At 66.4% G+C, this 13,933-nt stretch carries 14 protein-coding genes; 3 read left to right on the top strand and 11 right to left on the bottom strand.

The annotated features are described in order from the left end of the window. Positions 1–22: 22 nt before the first annotated feature. The 7 genes from K3551_RS17865 to K3551_RS17835 all read right to left on the bottom strand — a co-directional run bounded on the left by K3551_RS17865 (position 23) and on the right by K3551_RS17835 (position 7,372). Positions 23–1,300: an ABC transporter substrate-binding protein gene (locus tag K3551_RS17865; RefSeq protein ID WP_259916439.1), complete on the bottom strand. Its 1,278-nt coding sequence runs from the start codon at positions 1,298–1,300 to the stop codon at positions 23–25. Positions 1,301–1,382: 82 nt separating this feature from the next. After that, complete coding sequence (locus K3551_RS17860; RefSeq protein WP_259916437.1) at positions 1,383–2,459, bottom strand: branched-chain amino acid ABC transporter permease; 1,077 nt, start codon at positions 2,457–2,459, stop codon at positions 1,383–1,385. A 58-nt stretch (positions 2,460–2,517) separates the two neighbouring features. Beyond that, positions 2,518–2,829 (bottom strand): hypothetical protein, encoded by a 312-nt coding sequence (locus K3551_RS17855; RefSeq protein WP_259916435.1) that lies wholly within the window; start codon positions 2,827–2,829, stop codon positions 2,518–2,520. Positions 2,830–2,936: 107 nt separating this feature from the next. Then, complete coding sequence (locus K3551_RS17850) at positions 2,937–3,926, bottom strand: branched-chain amino acid ABC transporter permease (RefSeq protein WP_259916432.1); 990 nt, start codon at positions 3,924–3,926, stop codon at positions 2,937–2,939. Between the two features lie 109 nt (positions 3,927–4,035). Continuing rightward, positions 4,036–4,509: a hypothetical protein gene (locus K3551_RS17845; RefSeq protein WP_259916431.1), complete on the bottom strand. Its 474-nt coding sequence runs from the start codon at positions 4,507–4,509 to the stop codon at positions 4,036–4,038. Next, positions 4,502–5,317 (bottom strand): ABC transporter ATP-binding protein, encoded by an 816-nt coding sequence (locus K3551_RS17840; RefSeq protein ID WP_259916428.1) that lies wholly within the window; start codon positions 5,315–5,317, stop codon positions 4,502–4,504. Before K3551_RS17840 ends, K3551_RS17845 begins: the two co-directional genes overlap by 8 nt. Before the next feature lie 102 nt (positions 5,318–5,419). Then, entirely contained in the window at positions 5,420–7,372 is a 1,953-nt protein-coding gene (locus K3551_RS17835; protein WP_259916425.1) for an AMP-binding protein, read from the bottom strand. A gap of 170 nt (positions 7,373–7,542) precedes the next feature. On the opposite strand from K3551_RS17835, the gene K3551_RS17830 reads away from it, so the two are divergent. Further along, positions 7,543–9,453 (top strand): PAS-domain containing protein, encoded by a 1,911-nt coding sequence (locus K3551_RS17830; protein WP_259916423.1) that lies wholly within the window; start codon positions 7,543–7,545, stop codon positions 9,451–9,453. Positions 9,454–9,520: 67 nt separating this feature from the next. After that, entirely contained in the window at positions 9,521–10,213 is a 693-nt protein-coding gene (locus tag K3551_RS17825) for a response regulator transcription factor (RefSeq protein ID WP_259916420.1), read from the top strand. On the opposite strand, the gene K3551_RS17820 is transcribed toward K3551_RS17825, so the two are convergent. Both K3551_RS17820 and K3551_RS17815 read right to left on the bottom strand, forming a co-directional pair. Next, complete coding sequence (locus K3551_RS17820) at positions 10,200–11,015, bottom strand: class II glutamine amidotransferase (RefSeq protein ID WP_259916418.1); 816 nt, start codon at positions 11,013–11,015, stop codon at positions 10,200–10,202. The genes K3551_RS17825 and K3551_RS17820 overlap by 14 nt on opposite strands. Positions 11,016–11,018: 3 nt before the next feature. Beyond that, positions 11,019–11,237 (bottom strand): DUF6356 family protein, encoded by a 219-nt coding sequence (locus K3551_RS17815; RefSeq protein WP_259916416.1) that lies wholly within the window; start codon positions 11,235–11,237, stop codon positions 11,019–11,021. Positions 11,238–11,344: 107 nt separating this feature from the next. On the opposite strand from K3551_RS17815, the gene K3551_RS17810 reads away from it, so the two are divergent. Continuing rightward, a complete protein-coding gene (locus K3551_RS17810; RefSeq protein WP_259916415.1) occupies positions 11,345–11,806 on the top strand; it encodes an Lrp/AsnC family transcriptional regulator in 462 nt (153 codons plus the stop codon). A gap of 104 nt (positions 11,807–11,910) precedes the next feature. Here K3551_RS17810 and K3551_RS17805 read toward each other — a convergent pair whose 3' ends face one another. Together K3551_RS17805 and K3551_RS17800 are read right to left on the bottom strand one after the other, a co-directional pair. Beyond that, positions 11,911–13,074 (bottom strand): hydantoinase/carbamoylase family amidase, encoded by a 1,164-nt coding sequence (locus K3551_RS17805; protein WP_259916413.1) that lies wholly within the window; start codon positions 13,072–13,074, stop codon positions 11,911–11,913. Further along, positions 13,067–13,933, bottom strand: coding sequence for an HNH endonuclease (locus K3551_RS17800; RefSeq protein WP_259916411.1), 867 nt, complete (start codon positions 13,931–13,933; stop codon positions 13,067–13,069). Before K3551_RS17800 ends, K3551_RS17805 begins: the two co-directional genes overlap by 8 nt.

Below are 13,933 nucleotides of genomic sequence, written 5' to 3'. Positions count from 1 at the left end.
CGCGCGGCCCGCCAGGGAAGGCTTAGCTGCAGCCCGGGGTGATGTTGTTCTCGGCGGCATAGGCCCCCGAATCCTCGGCGATCAGCGGGTCGATGACCGAGCGGTCGGAAGAGATCCAGTCGGTCAGGATCTTCCACTCACCGGCGGCGGCATCCCACTGCTGCACCTTGGCCTGGCCGGAGCCGCCGTGGTTTTCGCAGGAGACCGAGAAGGCGGGACCGAAGTTCGGCATGCCCAGGGCATCCATCTTGGCCTCGTCGATGACCAGAGCCTCCATGCCGTCGCGCATCATGGCTGGGGTGATGTCGGCCTCGCCGTGGATTTCCTGCGCGGTCTTGGCGGCCTCGGCGGCCAGCATCGCGGCATAAAGACCCCGGTTGTAAAGGACCGTGCCCCCCTGATCGCCGTTGCCTGCGGCCTTGCCCGCGCCGAAGACGTGCTGCTCCAGGTCGGCATAGATCGGGAAGTCATCGCCCACGTTGTGCATGGCCAGCGACTTGTAGCCGTCGGCGGCCTCGCCCACCGGGCGCACGTCGTTTTCGGACCCGGCCCACCAATTGCCGATGAAGTTTTCCATCGGGTAGCGGATGTTGGCCGCTTCCTGGATGGCGACCTGGTTCATCACGCCCCAGCCCCACATCACGACATAGTCGGGACGCTCGCGGCGGATCTGCAGCCACTGGGACTTCTGCTCCTGACCCGGGTGATCGACGGCCAGCGTCGTCAGATCGAAGCCATGCTTCTCCGACAGCTCCTCCAGGGTGCGGATCGGCTCCTTGCCGTAGGCGGAGTTGTGGTAAACCAGAGCGATGGTCTTGCCCGACAAGTCACCGCCGTTCTCGTCAAGCAGATGGTTGACCGCAATCGAGGCTCCGTCCCAATAGTTCGCCGGATAGTTGAAGACGTTGTTGAAGATCGTGCCATTGGCGGCGGACGTCCGGCCATAGCCCATGGTGTGAAGCGGGATGCCATCGGCGGCGGTCTTGGGGATCAGCTGGTAGGTGATGCCTGTCGACAGCGGCTGATAGACCAGCGCGCCTTCGCCCTTGGTCGATTCGTAGCACTCGACGCCCTTCTCGGTGTTGTAGCCCGTTTCACATTCGATGACGTTGGCCATGACGCCGCCGATGCCGCCGTCGCGCTCGTTGAGCAGGGTGAAGTAGTCGGCATAACCATCCGCAAACGGGATGCCGCCCGCTGCGTAGGGGCCGGTGCGGTAGCTCAGCGACGGGAACACGAGGTCCGCCATCACCGGGCTTGCGGCCATGATTGCCGCCACTGTCAGAGTTCCAAGTTTCATCGGTAGTTCCTCCCTAAGGTATTCCGATTTTGGTCTTGTTCGCGTCGGAGCGTTTGCGCCCCGGTCTTGGCGGCCGCCCCCGCTAGTGCGGGAAGGGCCACAATCTCAGCTTTTCCTTGGTCAGCCGCCAAAGCTGCGCCAGGCCGTGGGGCTCCACCACCAGAAAGAAGACGATCAGCGCGCCGACGATCACCAGGTTGAGGTGCGCCACGATATCCGTGGGCCAGCCCAGCAGGTCCACGCCCACAAGTTTCAGGATCACAGGCAACAGCACCAGGAAAGCCGCGCCCGCGAAGCTGCCGAAGATGCTGCCCAGGCCGCCGATGATGATCATGAACAGCACCAGGAACGATTTCTGGATGCCGAAGACCTCGCCCACCTCGACCGCGCCCAGATAGACGGTAAAGAACAGCCCCCCCGAGATGCCGATGAAGAAGGACGACACCGCAAAGGCCGTCAGTTTTGCGCGCAGGGGGTTCACCCCGATGATCTCGGCGGCGATGTCCATGTCGCGGATCGCCATCCATTGCCGCCCCACGGTGCCCCGCGTCAGGTTGCGCGCCAGCCAGGCCAGCACCACCACGAAGATCAGGCAGAACGTGTATTGGGCCCAGGCCTGCGTGTTCGGCCCGGTCACGATGATCCCGAACACCTCCCGCTCTGGCGCGTTGATCTGACCCGAGGCGGAGTAGTTGTAGAACCAGCCCACCTTGTTGAAGAGCCAGACCAGAAAGAACTGCGCCGCCAGTGTGGCGACCGCCAGGTAGAACCCCTTGATCCGCAGGGACGGCAGGCCAAACGCCGCGCCCACCATGGCCGTGACGACGCCCGACAGGATCGTCACGGTGAACATGTCCATCCAGGGAAAGGCGGTCATCAGCTTGTAGGACGCATAGGCCCCCACCGCCATGAACCCGCCGGTGCCCAGGCTGACCTGCCCGGTGTAGCCCGTCAGGATGTTCAGCCCCAGGGCGGCGATGGCGTAGATCAGGAACGGCACCAGAAACGAGCTGGCCCAGTAGTCGCTGACCAGAAAGGGGATGACGACCGCGCCGATGGCCAGGATCGCCCAATATCCCCAGCGGTCGAACTTGATCGGAAAGGTTTGGTTGTCGGCGGTGTAGGAGGTTTTGAAGTCTCCGGCCTCGCGATAGAGCATCAGACGGCCCCTCTCTGTGTCGTTCCGAAGGCGACGTCGAGGTGGACTGTGCGCTGCCTCAGGTCGGTCCGGGGTTTCGGTTTAGCTGCGGCTCGAACCTTCGGGTCATGACGTCCGGACGTCGCCCTGAAAGACGTTCCAGGATCTCGTCCTGCGCATCCCGGATCGCCTGGATTGCGAAGCTCAGCCATGCGGAAAAGAGCAGGCAAAAGATCGAGCTGGCATAGGCGGCGATCAGGAATTGCGCGAGATGCGGGCCAAAGGGGAAGAGCAGGGAGCGATTGACGCGAAGGGCCATCAGATCTGCGATCCCCGACACGGCGGTTAGCGCAGCCAAGGTAAGAAAGACGTATCCGATTATCCGTCCCACGCCGCGACTCCCATGGCTTCTGCACAGATTCCGGCCGACCTATCGGAAGAGAATTGGTCTGGAACACGGCCAAGCCGCGGCGTTTGCGGGGCCGGTCAAGCGCCACCTCACACCCTCTCAATGATCTTCTCCCCGAACAGGCCCTGCGGGCGGAACACCAGGAAGATCAGGGCCAGCACATAGGCGAACCAGTTCTCGGTCGCGCCGCCTAGAAATGGCGCGCCGATGGCGAACTCGAACAGCTTTTCGCCGACCCCGATGATCAGCCCGCCGACGATGGCGCCCGGGATCGAGGTGAAGCCGCCCAGCATCAGGACCGGCAGCGCCTTGAGCGCGATCAGCGACAGCGAAAACTGCACCCCCGACTTGGCCCCCCACATGATCCCCGCAACCAGCGCCACGAAGCCCGCGATCGACCAGACCAGCACCCAGATGAAGTTGAGCGAGATGCCTACCGACAGCGCCGCCTGATGGTCATCGGCCACCGCCCGCAGCGCGCGCCCCTGCTTGGTGTACTGCGAAAAGATCACCAGCCCCCCGACAAGCAGCGCCGCGATCACTGTGGCCACGAGGTCGAGGTTGTCGATGAAGAAGCCGTAGCCGAAGATCTCGAAGGTGGTGGTGTCGATCCAGTCGTTGATGCCCTGCGGCAGGCCCACGTCCAGCTTCTTGATCTCGGCCCCCCACATCAGGTCGGCCACGCCTTCCAGGAAATAGGCCAGCCCGATGGTGGCCATGAACAGGATGATCGGCTCCTGATTGACCAGGTGCCGGAACACGAAGCGGTTCACCGCCCAGGCAAATCCCGCCATCACCACCACCGTCAGCAGGATCGCCGCCAGCGCGGGCACGTGCCAGCCGAAGTGGTGGATGTTGGTCCCGAAGGTGGCGTTGATCAGGTGCGCGAATGGGACCTGCCCGTTCTGGATGCCCACCAGCGTCATCGCCGCGAACAGCGCCATGACCCCCTGAGCATAGTTGAAGATCCCCGAGGCCTTGAAGATCAGCACGAAGCCCAGCGCCACGAGCGAATACATCACCCCGGCCATCAGCCCGTTGAGCGAGACCTCGATTGCGAAAAGGAGTTGGTCAGGCATGTCTCAGACCCTCGGTTGCGGGCGCGGCACCTGGGGTGCCCTGCGCGAGAATAAAATCGGGCTCGGGTTCGGCCGACGCGCTGGGGCGGGCCGTCCCGGGTCGGTGACGTCAGCTTTCAAGGTCGGTCTCCCGCGCGGTAAAACGATCCGGGCCTGCGGTCACTTCAAGTCGGGGTTCACGCCAGCGGTCGGAATGCCAGATACCCGGCGCGACCTCTTCGTAGGGGTGTTCGCGCGTGGCCAGCAGGTCGCCCAGCGACCCCTCGGCAACACCCAACGCGGTGCAGGTCTCCGGCGTCAGTTCCAGATCGATGGCATCGCCGTCCGACCAGCGCCCCACGGCCTGGGTCAGCCCACGCGTGTCGGGCAGGGCCAGATGCTCATAGGGCGTAAGGCAGCGCGCCGCGAATGTCTCCCACAGCGGCCCGGCCCCGACAGGGCCCGCCAGCGCCAGAACACAGACGAGGGCCGCCCCCTTCCTCTGGCCATAAATACCTCGGGGAGCGCGAGGGGCAGCGCCCCTCGCCCGGCGCGACGCCGCCAGGCGGCGCAACGCGGCACGCGGGACCCCCGGCTCAATCATGCGCCACCCCCAGGTAGGCGTCGATCACATCCTGGTTGTTGCGCACCTCGTCGGGCGTGCCGTCCCCGATCTTGCGGCCGTAGTCCATGACCACGACGCGGTCCGACAGGTCCATGACCACGCCCATGTCGTGTTCGATCAATGCAATCGTCGTGCCGAACTCATCGTTCACGTCCAGGATGAAGCGGGACATGTCCTCCTTCTCCTCGACGTTCATCCCGGCCATGGGTTCGTCCAGCAGCAGAAGCTTCGGCTCGGCGGCCAGGGCGCGGGCCAATTCCACCCGCTTCTTCAATCCATAGGGCAGGCGGCCCACCGGCGTCTTGCGGATGGCCTGGATCTCCAGGAAGTCGATGACGCGTTCGACGGCGGCACGGTTCTCGACCTCTTCGCGGGCGGCACGACCCCACCAAAGGCCCTGGCTGAACAGGTTCGTCGACATGAAGCCCAGACGCCCGGTCATCACGTTGTCCAGAACCGTCATCCCCTCGAAGAGCGCGATGTTCTGGAACGTCCGGGCGATGCCCTGCTGCGCCACTTGATAGGGTTTCATCTGCGGACGCGGCTTGCCCCGAAACCAGACCTCGCCCTCCTGCGGGACATAGAAGCCCGAGATGACGTTGAGCATGGACGACTTGCCCGCGCCGTTGGGCCCGATGATCGCCCGGATCTCGCCCTCGCGGATGTCGAAGGAGATATCCTTGATCGCCTCCACCCCGCCGAAGCGCAGGGTGATGTTGCGCAGGTCCAGAACGGTGCCGCCGATGGTACGCCCGTCGGGGGTGGTGTGGGGGGTGGCGTCAAGCATGGGACATCCCTTGTAGGGTGGGTGAAACCCACCGTTGGCGGATGGGGTCGTGGTGGGTTTCACCCACCCTACGGGCGCAGGTGGATCGGTCGACTGTCGCCTTCATTCCGCCGCCTCCAACGTCTTGACGGCCACCGGCACGACCTTGGCATCGCACATCTTGACCGTCGCGCGGATGAGGCCCTTGCGGCCGTCCTCGTAGGTCACTTCGGTCTCGGTATAGACCTCGCCCACATCGCTATAGAGCCCCTCGATCAGGTCGGCGTATTTCTCCTCGATGATCCGGCGGCGGACCTTCTGGGTGCGCGTCATCTCATCGTCGTCGGCATCCAGCTGCTTGTGCAGCACCAGGAAGCGGTGGACCTGGCAGGACGACAGCATCTCGTCCTGGGCGACCAGCTTGTTGACTGCGTTGACGTGGCTGGTGATCGTCTCAAGCACGCGGGGGTGCTGCGCCAGTTCCTGGTAGGAGGCGTAGGCGATGTTGTTGCGTTCCGCCCAATTGCCCACCGCCGTCAGGTCAATGTTGATGAAGGCCACGCAGCGGTTGCGCCCGTTGCCGAAGACCACGGCCTCGAAGATGTCGGGATAGAACTTCAGCTTGTTCTCGACGAACTTGGGCGCGAACAGCGCGCCGTTGCCCATCTTGCCCACGTCCTTGGCCCGGTCGATGATCCGCAGGTGGCCCGAGGCCTCCTCGATGAAACCCGCATCGCCGGTGGCCACCCAGCCTTCGGGGTCTTTGGTGGACGCGGTGGATTCCGGGTTGTTGTAATACTCCACAAAGGTCCCCGGAGAACGGTAGAACACCTCGCCGTTCTCGGCGATCTTCAACTCCACCCCCGGCGTCGGCGTGCCCACGGTATCGGATCGGACTTCGTTGTCCTTTTGTTGGGTGATGAAGACCGAGGCCTCGGTCTGACCATAAAGCTGTTTCAGGTTGATCCCGATGCTCCGGTAGAAATCGAACAGTTCCGGCCCGATCGCCTCCCCGGCGGTATAGCCCACGCGCACCCTGCTCAGGCCCAGGGTGTTCTTGAGCGGGCCGAAGACCAGCAATTCGTTGATGCGGTATTTCAGACGATCCCCGAACGACACCTCTTCGCCGTCCAGCAGTTTGGGGCCGATGGTCTTGGCGTGGGCCATGGCGCGATCGAACAGGCCCTTCTTGAAGCGGCCCGCGTCTTCCATGCGGATCATGACGTTGGTCAGCTGGGTCTCGAACACGCGGGGCGGGGCGAAGTAATAGGTTGGCCCGATCTCGCGCAGATCGTGCATGATCGTGTGCTCGCTTTCGGGGCAGTTGACCGTGAACCCGGTGACCATGGCCTGACCGATGGAAAAGATGAAATCCCCCACCCAGGCCATCGGCAGATAGGCCAGAACCTCGTCGGTCTGGCGCAGGCGGTCGAATTCGGACGAGGCGCGGGACGTGGCGACGATGTTGTCATGGCTGAGCACCACGCCCTTGGGCCGCCCGGTGGTGCCCGAGGTATAAAGCATCACGCAGGTCGTCTCGCCGGTCTGCTGGGCGCGGCGGCGGTCCATCTCGGACCGGTCGGCCCCGCGGCCCAATTCGCGCAGACCCTCCAGCGAGGACATGGCGGAATGGTCGTATTTCCGCATGCCCCGCCCGTCGAGGTACAGCACATGGCGCAGCCCGGTGATCTGTTCGCGGACCTCCAGCACCTTGTCGACCTGTTCCTGATCGGCGGCGATGACGAACTTGGCCCCGCAGTGGCCCAGCACATAGGCCAGCTCTTCGCCCACCGCATCGGCGTACAGCGGGACGGGGATCGCGCCGGCGCATTGCGCGGCCACCATCGCCATATAAAGCTGCGGGCGGTTGCGGCCAATGACGGCCACATGTTCGCCGATCTCGATGCCCAGGGCGATCAGGCCCAGGGCCATTTCCTCGATTTCGGTCCGGGCCTGGGTCCAGGTCCATTCCTGCCAGATCCCGAATTCCTTTTCGCGGTAGGCGGCGGACGCGCCGAACCGGGTCGCGTTCCGTTCCAGGAATTGCGGAATGGTCCGCAAGGCGGTCTCGGTCATTCATGTCCTCCCCATGGATGGGCACCCTCCGGCGTCCTTCCTTCTGGTCAGCATGGGGGGTGATTCCTGCGTGGATGTTTCCGGATTCTAACGAATTGTAACACGCCCTTCCGCAGCGCTTCTCTTGCCCGCGCCGCGCGGCTGCGCCAACCTGCCCCCACGGAGGAGAGATGCCAGATCACGGCGGCCAGACCACCGCCCGCCTGACACAGGCGGGTCTGAACCTGATCGGTCAGGCGCTGTCGATTTATGACCGCGACCTGAAGCTTGCGGTCTGCAACCGCATGTATGCGACCCTGTTCGACATCCCCAACCACCTCACCCAACCCGGCGTCAGTTTCGAGGCGACGATTCGCCATCTGATCGAGCGGGGCGAATACGGGCCCGTCGAGGACCCGGAATCCGTCATCGCCGACCGCGTGGCCCAGGCCCGCGCGTTCGAGCCGCATTATCTGGAACGCCGCCGCCCCAACGGTCAGGTGATTGCCGTCGAGGGCTCTCCGCTGCCCGAAGGCGGCTGGGTCACGGTCTATACCGATATCACCGCCATCAAGTCGCAGGAGCAGTTGTTGCGCGGCCGCTCCGAGGTGCTGACCGACCAATTGCTGGCCCGCCACGAAGAATTGGCCCAGGCCAACCGCGAACTCGGGGCCGCGAATGCCGCCCTGCGGCAGGCCCGGCACGAGGCCACCGAGATGGCCGCCCGCATCCGGCTTACGACCGAGATGTTGCCCGCGCATATCGCGCGCCTGGATCGCGACAGGCGTTATACCTTTTCCAACCGCCGCCTGGCCGCCGTCTTTCCGGGGGCCAGCGCCGACATCGTGGGGCTGACGATGGAACAGGCGTTGGGGGCTGGCCCCTATGCAACCATCGCGCCGCACCTCGACGCGGCCCTCGCCGGAGAGCAGCCGGTGTTCGAGATGACCCACGACCCCACGGGCCGCCGCATCCGCGTCAGCTTCACCCCGGAACGGGCGGGGGACGGGGGCGAGGTGATCGCCGTCTACGCCCTGTCGATGGACGTCACCGAAGAGGCGCAGGCCCGCGCCGCCCTGTCCCAGGCGGCGGGTCGGCAGGTGGCCGCGCAGCTGACATCGGGCATGGCCCATGACTTCGCCAACCTGCTGACGGTGATCCTGGGGCTGAAGGACCGGCTGGGCACCCTGGACCTGCCGCTCGAAGCGCGCGAGGCGGTCGAGGCCATCGGTGTGGCCGCCACGCGGGGCGGCACGCTGATCGATCAGATACAGGGCCTGTCGGGTCCCCGCGACCTGCGCCCGCGCGCCGTCGACCTGCGCGGGTTTCTGGCCGAGCTGGCGACGCTGGGCGGGGCGTCCCTGCCTCGGGGGATCCGGCTGGATACGCGGGTGCACGGGCTGGATGAGCCGGTCCTGCTGGACCCCGACGCGCTGCGCGATGCGATCCTGAACCTTATCCTGAACGCCCGCGATGCCTTGGCCGGTCGGGGCACGATCACCCTGACCGCCCGCCCGCACCGCGATACCTGGCTAGAGATCCTGGTCCACGACACCGGCCCCGGTTTTTCCTCTCAGGCGCTGGAAAAGGGGGCGGAGCCGTTCTTTACCGAAAAAGGTGAGGACGGGACCGGCCTGGGCCTGTCGATGGTCTATGACGTGGTCAAACTGGCGGGCGGACGCACGCGGCTGGGCAATGCCCGCGATGGCGGCGCGCAGGTCGTGCTGCGCCTGCCGCTGCGCCAACCGCCGCCGGGCTTGCCGCCGACGCTGGTTCTGGTGGTCGAGGACGCGGTCCATATTCGCGAAGCCGTGCGCGACCGCCTGCTGGCCGCCGGCCACACCGTGCTGGAGGCGGCCAGCGTCGCCGAGGCTCGGGCCTTGTTCGACGTCGACGGCATCGGCCTGGTTCTGTCGGACATCATGCTGCGCACGGCCGAAACCGGTCTCGATCTTGCCCGCGACGCGGCGACGCGCGGCCTGCCCGTGGCCCTGATGACCTCGCTGCCGGACGATGCGCCGCTGCACCGGCAGGCGGCGGCCGACTGGCCCGTGGTGCGCAAACCCTTTTCGGTCGAAAAACTCTCGGCGGTGCTGGCATGACCCCATTTCTCTGCTTCGAAAATATCCCGGGGGGTGCGGGGGGCTGGCCCCCCGCCGGGGCGGCGCGATGAGCGCCGCAATCGCCATTCTGGACGACGATCCGGTCATCCGCGACAGCCTCAGCCGCGCCCTGACCGACGCGGGCATGCAGGTGACCGCGCATGCCCGCGCCGACGCCTTCGAGGCCGCGATCCGCCGTGCGCCGCCCGATGTCTGCCTGGTCGATCTGGGCCTGCCGGACCGTGACGGGTTGGCCGTCGTCTCGCGCTTGGCGCTGGAAGGCGGGGCGGCGATCATTATCATTTCAGGCCGGGGGCAGGTGCAGGACCGGATCACCGGTCTGGAACTGGGGGCCGACGATTATGTGGTCAAACCCTTTGCGCCGGCCGAAATCGTTGCCCGCGTCCGCGCGCGTCTGCGCAAGACGCCAGCGCCTCAGGGCGGCAGCCGGGCGCGGTTCAACGGCTGGACCGTGGATTTCGACGGCTACACCCTGTCGGGACCGGACGGCGAGACCACCTTCAGCCAGGCCGAGGGGGCGGTGCTGCGCCTGTTCCTCGACCGGCCCAGGCGCCTGTTGACGCGGGCCGAGATGCAGGACGCCTTGGGAGGGGGCGCCTCCGAAGCCTTCGATCGGGCCATCGACGTGCGCATTTCGCGCCTGCGGGCCAAGCTGGGCGAGGACCCGCGCAACCCGCAACTGATCAAGACGATCTACGGCGCGGGCTATCTGTTTCTGGGCGACGTCAGTTGGGACTGACCTGCCGTGGCGATCTGTCTGTCGGCGCCGTCAAGGCGGCCGGCAGGTCCAGCGCCGACAGGGCCGGAACGCCCCCCGCGAGCGTGACGAGCGTATTTTCGGGCACCGCGATCCAGTTCGCGGGCACCCCATCCAGCGGCTCGGACGCCAGCGCCCGCCCGCCGTGGTCCAGCGTGCCGCGACTGACATAAAGCGTCGGCGCCCGCCCGTCGCTGGCATGCCGGAACCCCAGGATGCGCGCACCGTCGGACATGACGCAGGTGATCCGGTCCGGGGCCTGGCCCTGCCCGATCATCGCCAGGGTTTCGGCGATGGCCGTGGGCGCGTCCCGGTTCAGGCCGTTGGCGATCATCAGCAGGAACAGCAGCTCACTGTCGGTCGCCCCTTGCCGCCGGGCAAACAGATCGTCCGGCAGCAGCCCCTCCAGCACCCGCCGCCGGGCGCCGAAGTCGCCCAACTGGCCATTGTGGCAAAAACTCCAGCGGCCATGGCTGAAGGGGTGGCAATTGGCCCGGCTGGTGCCGCCGGTCGTGCCCGCGCGCACATGCGCCAGAAACAGGCCGGAATGGATGACGCGGCACAGGCTGGTCAGGTTGCTGTCCGACCAGGCGGGCATGACGTCGCGGTAGACCCCCGGCTCGTCCACGCCGTCGGCGTACCAGGCCATGCCGAAGCCGTCGCCATTGACGGCCAGCTTGGCCTCATCGGCGTGCTGCGCCTGTTCCAGCAGGGAATGGCGGGGCCGGGTGACGATCCGCTCGAGCGCGATGGGCGGGCCGGCGTAGCCAAGCATCCGGCACATGGATCAGTGCCGGTTGTGGATGCGGGCGTGGAGTTCCTTGACCTTGCGGCTGGCCGTCGTCTCGCAGACCGGCGGCAGGAAGGCATGCAACAGGGCGGCCCCACCCGCAAGGAACAGCGCCCCCGCAAAGCCCAGCGCAAACCGCATGTGCCCGAAATAGGTTTCGTCGACCGAGGCGGGGTGGTCGCGGAACGCGCGGATGAAGCTGTCGATCTGGGCCATTGCGAGGGTCTCCTTGCTGCGATTTCGATCAGTCTGGACGGAATGGTCCGCGAAGGCGTCTCAAATCGTCCTGTTCAGGGAGGAAATATTGGGATAATATCCCACGAATGCGTCCAGAAATTGATCAGATAGATCGCCGAATCCTGCGGTTGCTGCAAAAAGACACCACGTTCAGCCTTGATCAGCTGGCCGACCGGGTGGCCCTGTCGCGCAACGCCTGTTGGCGGCGTGTGCGGCGGATGGAAGAGGCAGGCGTGATCCGCGCCCGCGTGGCCCACCTGAACCCCGATGCCCTGGGCCTCGGCCTGGCCGTTTTCGTCCTGATCCGAGTGGGCCAGCACGAGTCCGGCTGGTTGGACCGGTTTCAGCAGGCGGTTGCCGCGATGCCGGAAATCCAGGGCGCGCACCGCATGACCGGGGACCTGGACTATGTCCTGCGGGTCCGGGTGGCGGACGTGGCGGATTACGACCGCTTCTACAAGGCGTTGATCGCGCGTGTGCCCATCGCCGACATCTCCGCCAGCTTCGTGATGGAGGATATCAAGGACACGACGGAGCTGCCGATCTGAGGTTGCGCCGCCTGTCCGGCGTCGCGCGGGATGCGGCCGGACGGGGGCATCGAGCCCCCGCCCGGCCGTGGCCTCCGGCGGAGGTATTTATGGCCAGAGGAAGATCAGACGAGCGTGCGGGCCGCGCGGTCGAGGATCTTGAGGCAGGCGATCAGATCGGCCTCGGCGGTGTCTTCGGCGAAATCATGGCTGATGCCCCCGATGGAGGGGGCGAACAGCATCGCGACGGGCAGATGGTGGGACACATTGGTCGCATCATGCAAGGCACCCGACGGCATCTCGCGCCAGCGGCCCGGCACCTGCGTTTCGGCGGCCTGGGCCAGCGCGGTGCGCAGTGCCCTGTCCATGGCAACCGGCGGCAGGCCGGCGGTGTCGGATATGTCGAGGGTCAGGTCCAGCGTCCCGGCGATCCGGGTCAGGGCGGCGCGGATGGCCGTTTCCATCCGGTCCAGTCGGGCCGCCTCCGCGTCGCGCCATTGCACGGTAAAGCGGACCCGGCCCGGCACCGCCGAGGGCGCGTTCGGGTGCAAGGTCACGTGGCCGATTGTCCAGACCGACAGCGGCGTCGCCACATTGCGCAGCGCCTGCGCCACGGCCTCATGGGCGGCGGCAAGACCGGTCATCGCGTCCCGGCGCAGAGGCATCGGCGTGGTGCCCGCGTGGTTCTGCTGCCCGGTCAGGGTGACCGTCACCTGCCGCAGGCCGACGATGGCGGTGACCACGCCCGCCGTTTCGTCCGCGGTGTCCAGAACCGGGCCCTGTTCGATGTGCAGTTCCAGATATCCGTTGAACCGCGCGGGCAGGGGGGCGGTGCCGGTTGCGGGCAAGGCCGCGCGCGCCGCACCAAAGGTCACGCCGTCCAGATCGGCGAGCCCGTCGGCCTGCGCGAGCGGCAGCGCGCCGGACCAGATTTCGGATCCGGTGGTCGCGCCAAAGCGCCCCTCCTCATCCTGGAAGCTGACGACGGAGACGCCTGGATTGCCGCGCGCCACCTCCAACCCTGCGATCACGCCCAGGGCCCCGTCGAGCCATCCGCCTTCGGGCTGGGTGTCGGTGTGCGAGCCGATCAGAAGCGGGCCGCCCAGGCCCCAGACATTGCCGGCGTCGTCGATGCGGGCGTCGAGCCCGGCCTGTGCGAAACGGTCCGCCAGCCAGAGACGGGCGCGGATGTCGTCCGCGTCGAAGGCCCGGCGCACGACGCCGGTGCCTTGCGCGCCGATAGCGCGGAGCGCGTGCAGGTCGGCGAGGAAGCGGGCGGGGTCAGGCATAGTCTTTCTCCCGATGCCAGCGCAGATAGGCGGGGTGCGGGCGGTCTCTGGGCTCCACGTCATCCAGCATCAGTCGCATCTCGGGGTTCACGAGACGTTCCACCGTCGGCAGATCCACCTTGTTGTGCGAAATCAGCAGGGAATGATCGTCGGCCACGCGGATCAGCCCGCGGTCGAACATCCAGTGCAGCGTGCCTGACAGGGCAATCCCGTTGTCGGGCGTGTCCGGGCCACCGTCGGCGACGGACATGATGTGGCAGGCCTGGACCTCGGCCCGCCCGCCGCCGTTGCGCAGGCGCAACCCGGAGATGGCACAGCGTCCGCGATAGGCGCGGCGGACCATCCGGGCAAAGGCCGCGTCGCGCCGCGGGCGCGAGGTGAGGATCTGGTGTCGGTCGATGGCGTAGGGCACCTGCGCCTCCGCCATGTCATAGAGCGGGCCGCTGCGGGGGTGGGCGTCGATGTCCGCGATCTCTTGTAGGCCGGTGTCGAGTATGGCCGCGAACTCTGCCTCGGTCAGGCGGCGGACGGAGGCGGTGTTGATGCCCCGGGCGCGCGTCATACTGGTCTCGTAGGGGAGGCCGCCGGGCCGGAACCGGGGAACGAAGGTTTCGAACTGCTGGAGCGTGGCGCGGTCCAGCTCGGCGAAGGAATGATCGGCAAGGTCGGGATCTGGGCGGATCGACCGGACCTTCTGCACTGAATGATAGCCAAGCGCCCCGTTCACCTTGCCATAGATGACGACCCAATCGCCCACGCACTCCGACAGCACGCCGAGATACTGGTTCGGGAAATGATAGCGCACGCCCGGTTCGTCGCGGTAGCGGGAGGTCTCGTTCTGTCGCAGGATCGCTTTCAT

The organism is Jannaschia sp. M317, assembly GCF_025141175.1.
In the GTDB taxonomy this organism is placed as follows: domain Bacteria; phylum Pseudomonadota; class Alphaproteobacteria; order Rhodobacterales; family Rhodobacteraceae; genus Jannaschia.
Note: the sequence above shows the minus strand (reverse complement) of the source record. Positions and strands in the feature narration are given on the sequence as shown.

What these genes read in the sequence shown, in the direction of transcription:
- K3551_RS17865 (WP_259916439.1), bottom strand. Translation starts at nt 1,300, where the DNA reads ATGAAACTTGGAACTCTGACAGTGGCGGCAATCATGGCCGCAAGCCCG.
- K3551_RS17860 (WP_259916437.1), bottom strand. Translation starts at nt 2,459, where the DNA reads ATGCTCTATCGCGAGGCCGGAGACTTCAAAACCTCCTACACCGCCGAC.
- K3551_RS17850 (WP_259916432.1), bottom strand. Translation starts at nt 3,926, where the DNA reads ATGCCTGACCAACTCCTTTTCGCAATCGAGGTCTCGCTCAACGGGCTG.
- K3551_RS17845 (WP_259916431.1), bottom strand. Translation starts at nt 4,509, where the DNA reads ATGATTGAGCCGGGGGTCCCGCGTGCCGCGTTGCGCCGCCTGGCGGCG.
- K3551_RS17840 (WP_259916428.1), bottom strand. Translation starts at nt 5,317, where the DNA reads ATGCTTGACGCCACCCCCCACACCACCCCCGACGGGCGTACCATCGGC.
- K3551_RS17835 (WP_259916425.1), bottom strand. Translation starts at nt 7,372, where the DNA reads ATGACCGAGACCGCCTTGCGGACCATTCCGCAATTCCTGGAACGGAAC.
- K3551_RS17830 (WP_259916423.1), top strand. Translation starts at nt 7,543, where the DNA reads ATGCCAGATCACGGCGGCCAGACCACCGCCCGCCTGACACAGGCGGGT.
- K3551_RS17825 (WP_259916420.1), top strand. Translation starts at nt 9,521, where the DNA reads ATGAGCGCCGCAATCGCCATTCTGGACGACGATCCGGTCATCCGCGAC.
- K3551_RS17820 (WP_259916418.1), bottom strand. Translation starts at nt 11,015, where the DNA reads ATGTGCCGGATGCTTGGCTACGCCGGCCCGCCCATCGCGCTCGAGCGG.
- K3551_RS17815 (WP_259916416.1), bottom strand. Translation starts at nt 11,237, where the DNA reads ATGGCCCAGATCGACAGCTTCATCCGCGCGTTCCGCGACCACCCCGCC.
- K3551_RS17810 (WP_259916415.1), top strand. Translation starts at nt 11,345, where the DNA reads ATGCGTCCAGAAATTGATCAGATAGATCGCCGAATCCTGCGGTTGCTG.
- K3551_RS17805 (WP_259916413.1), bottom strand. Translation starts at nt 13,074, where the DNA reads ATGCCTGACCCCGCCCGCTTCCTCGCCGACCTGCACGCGCTCCGCGCT.
- K3551_RS17800 (WP_259916411.1), bottom strand. Translation starts at nt 13,933, where the DNA reads ATGAAAGCGATCCTGCGACAGAACGAGACCTCCCGCTACCGCGACGAA.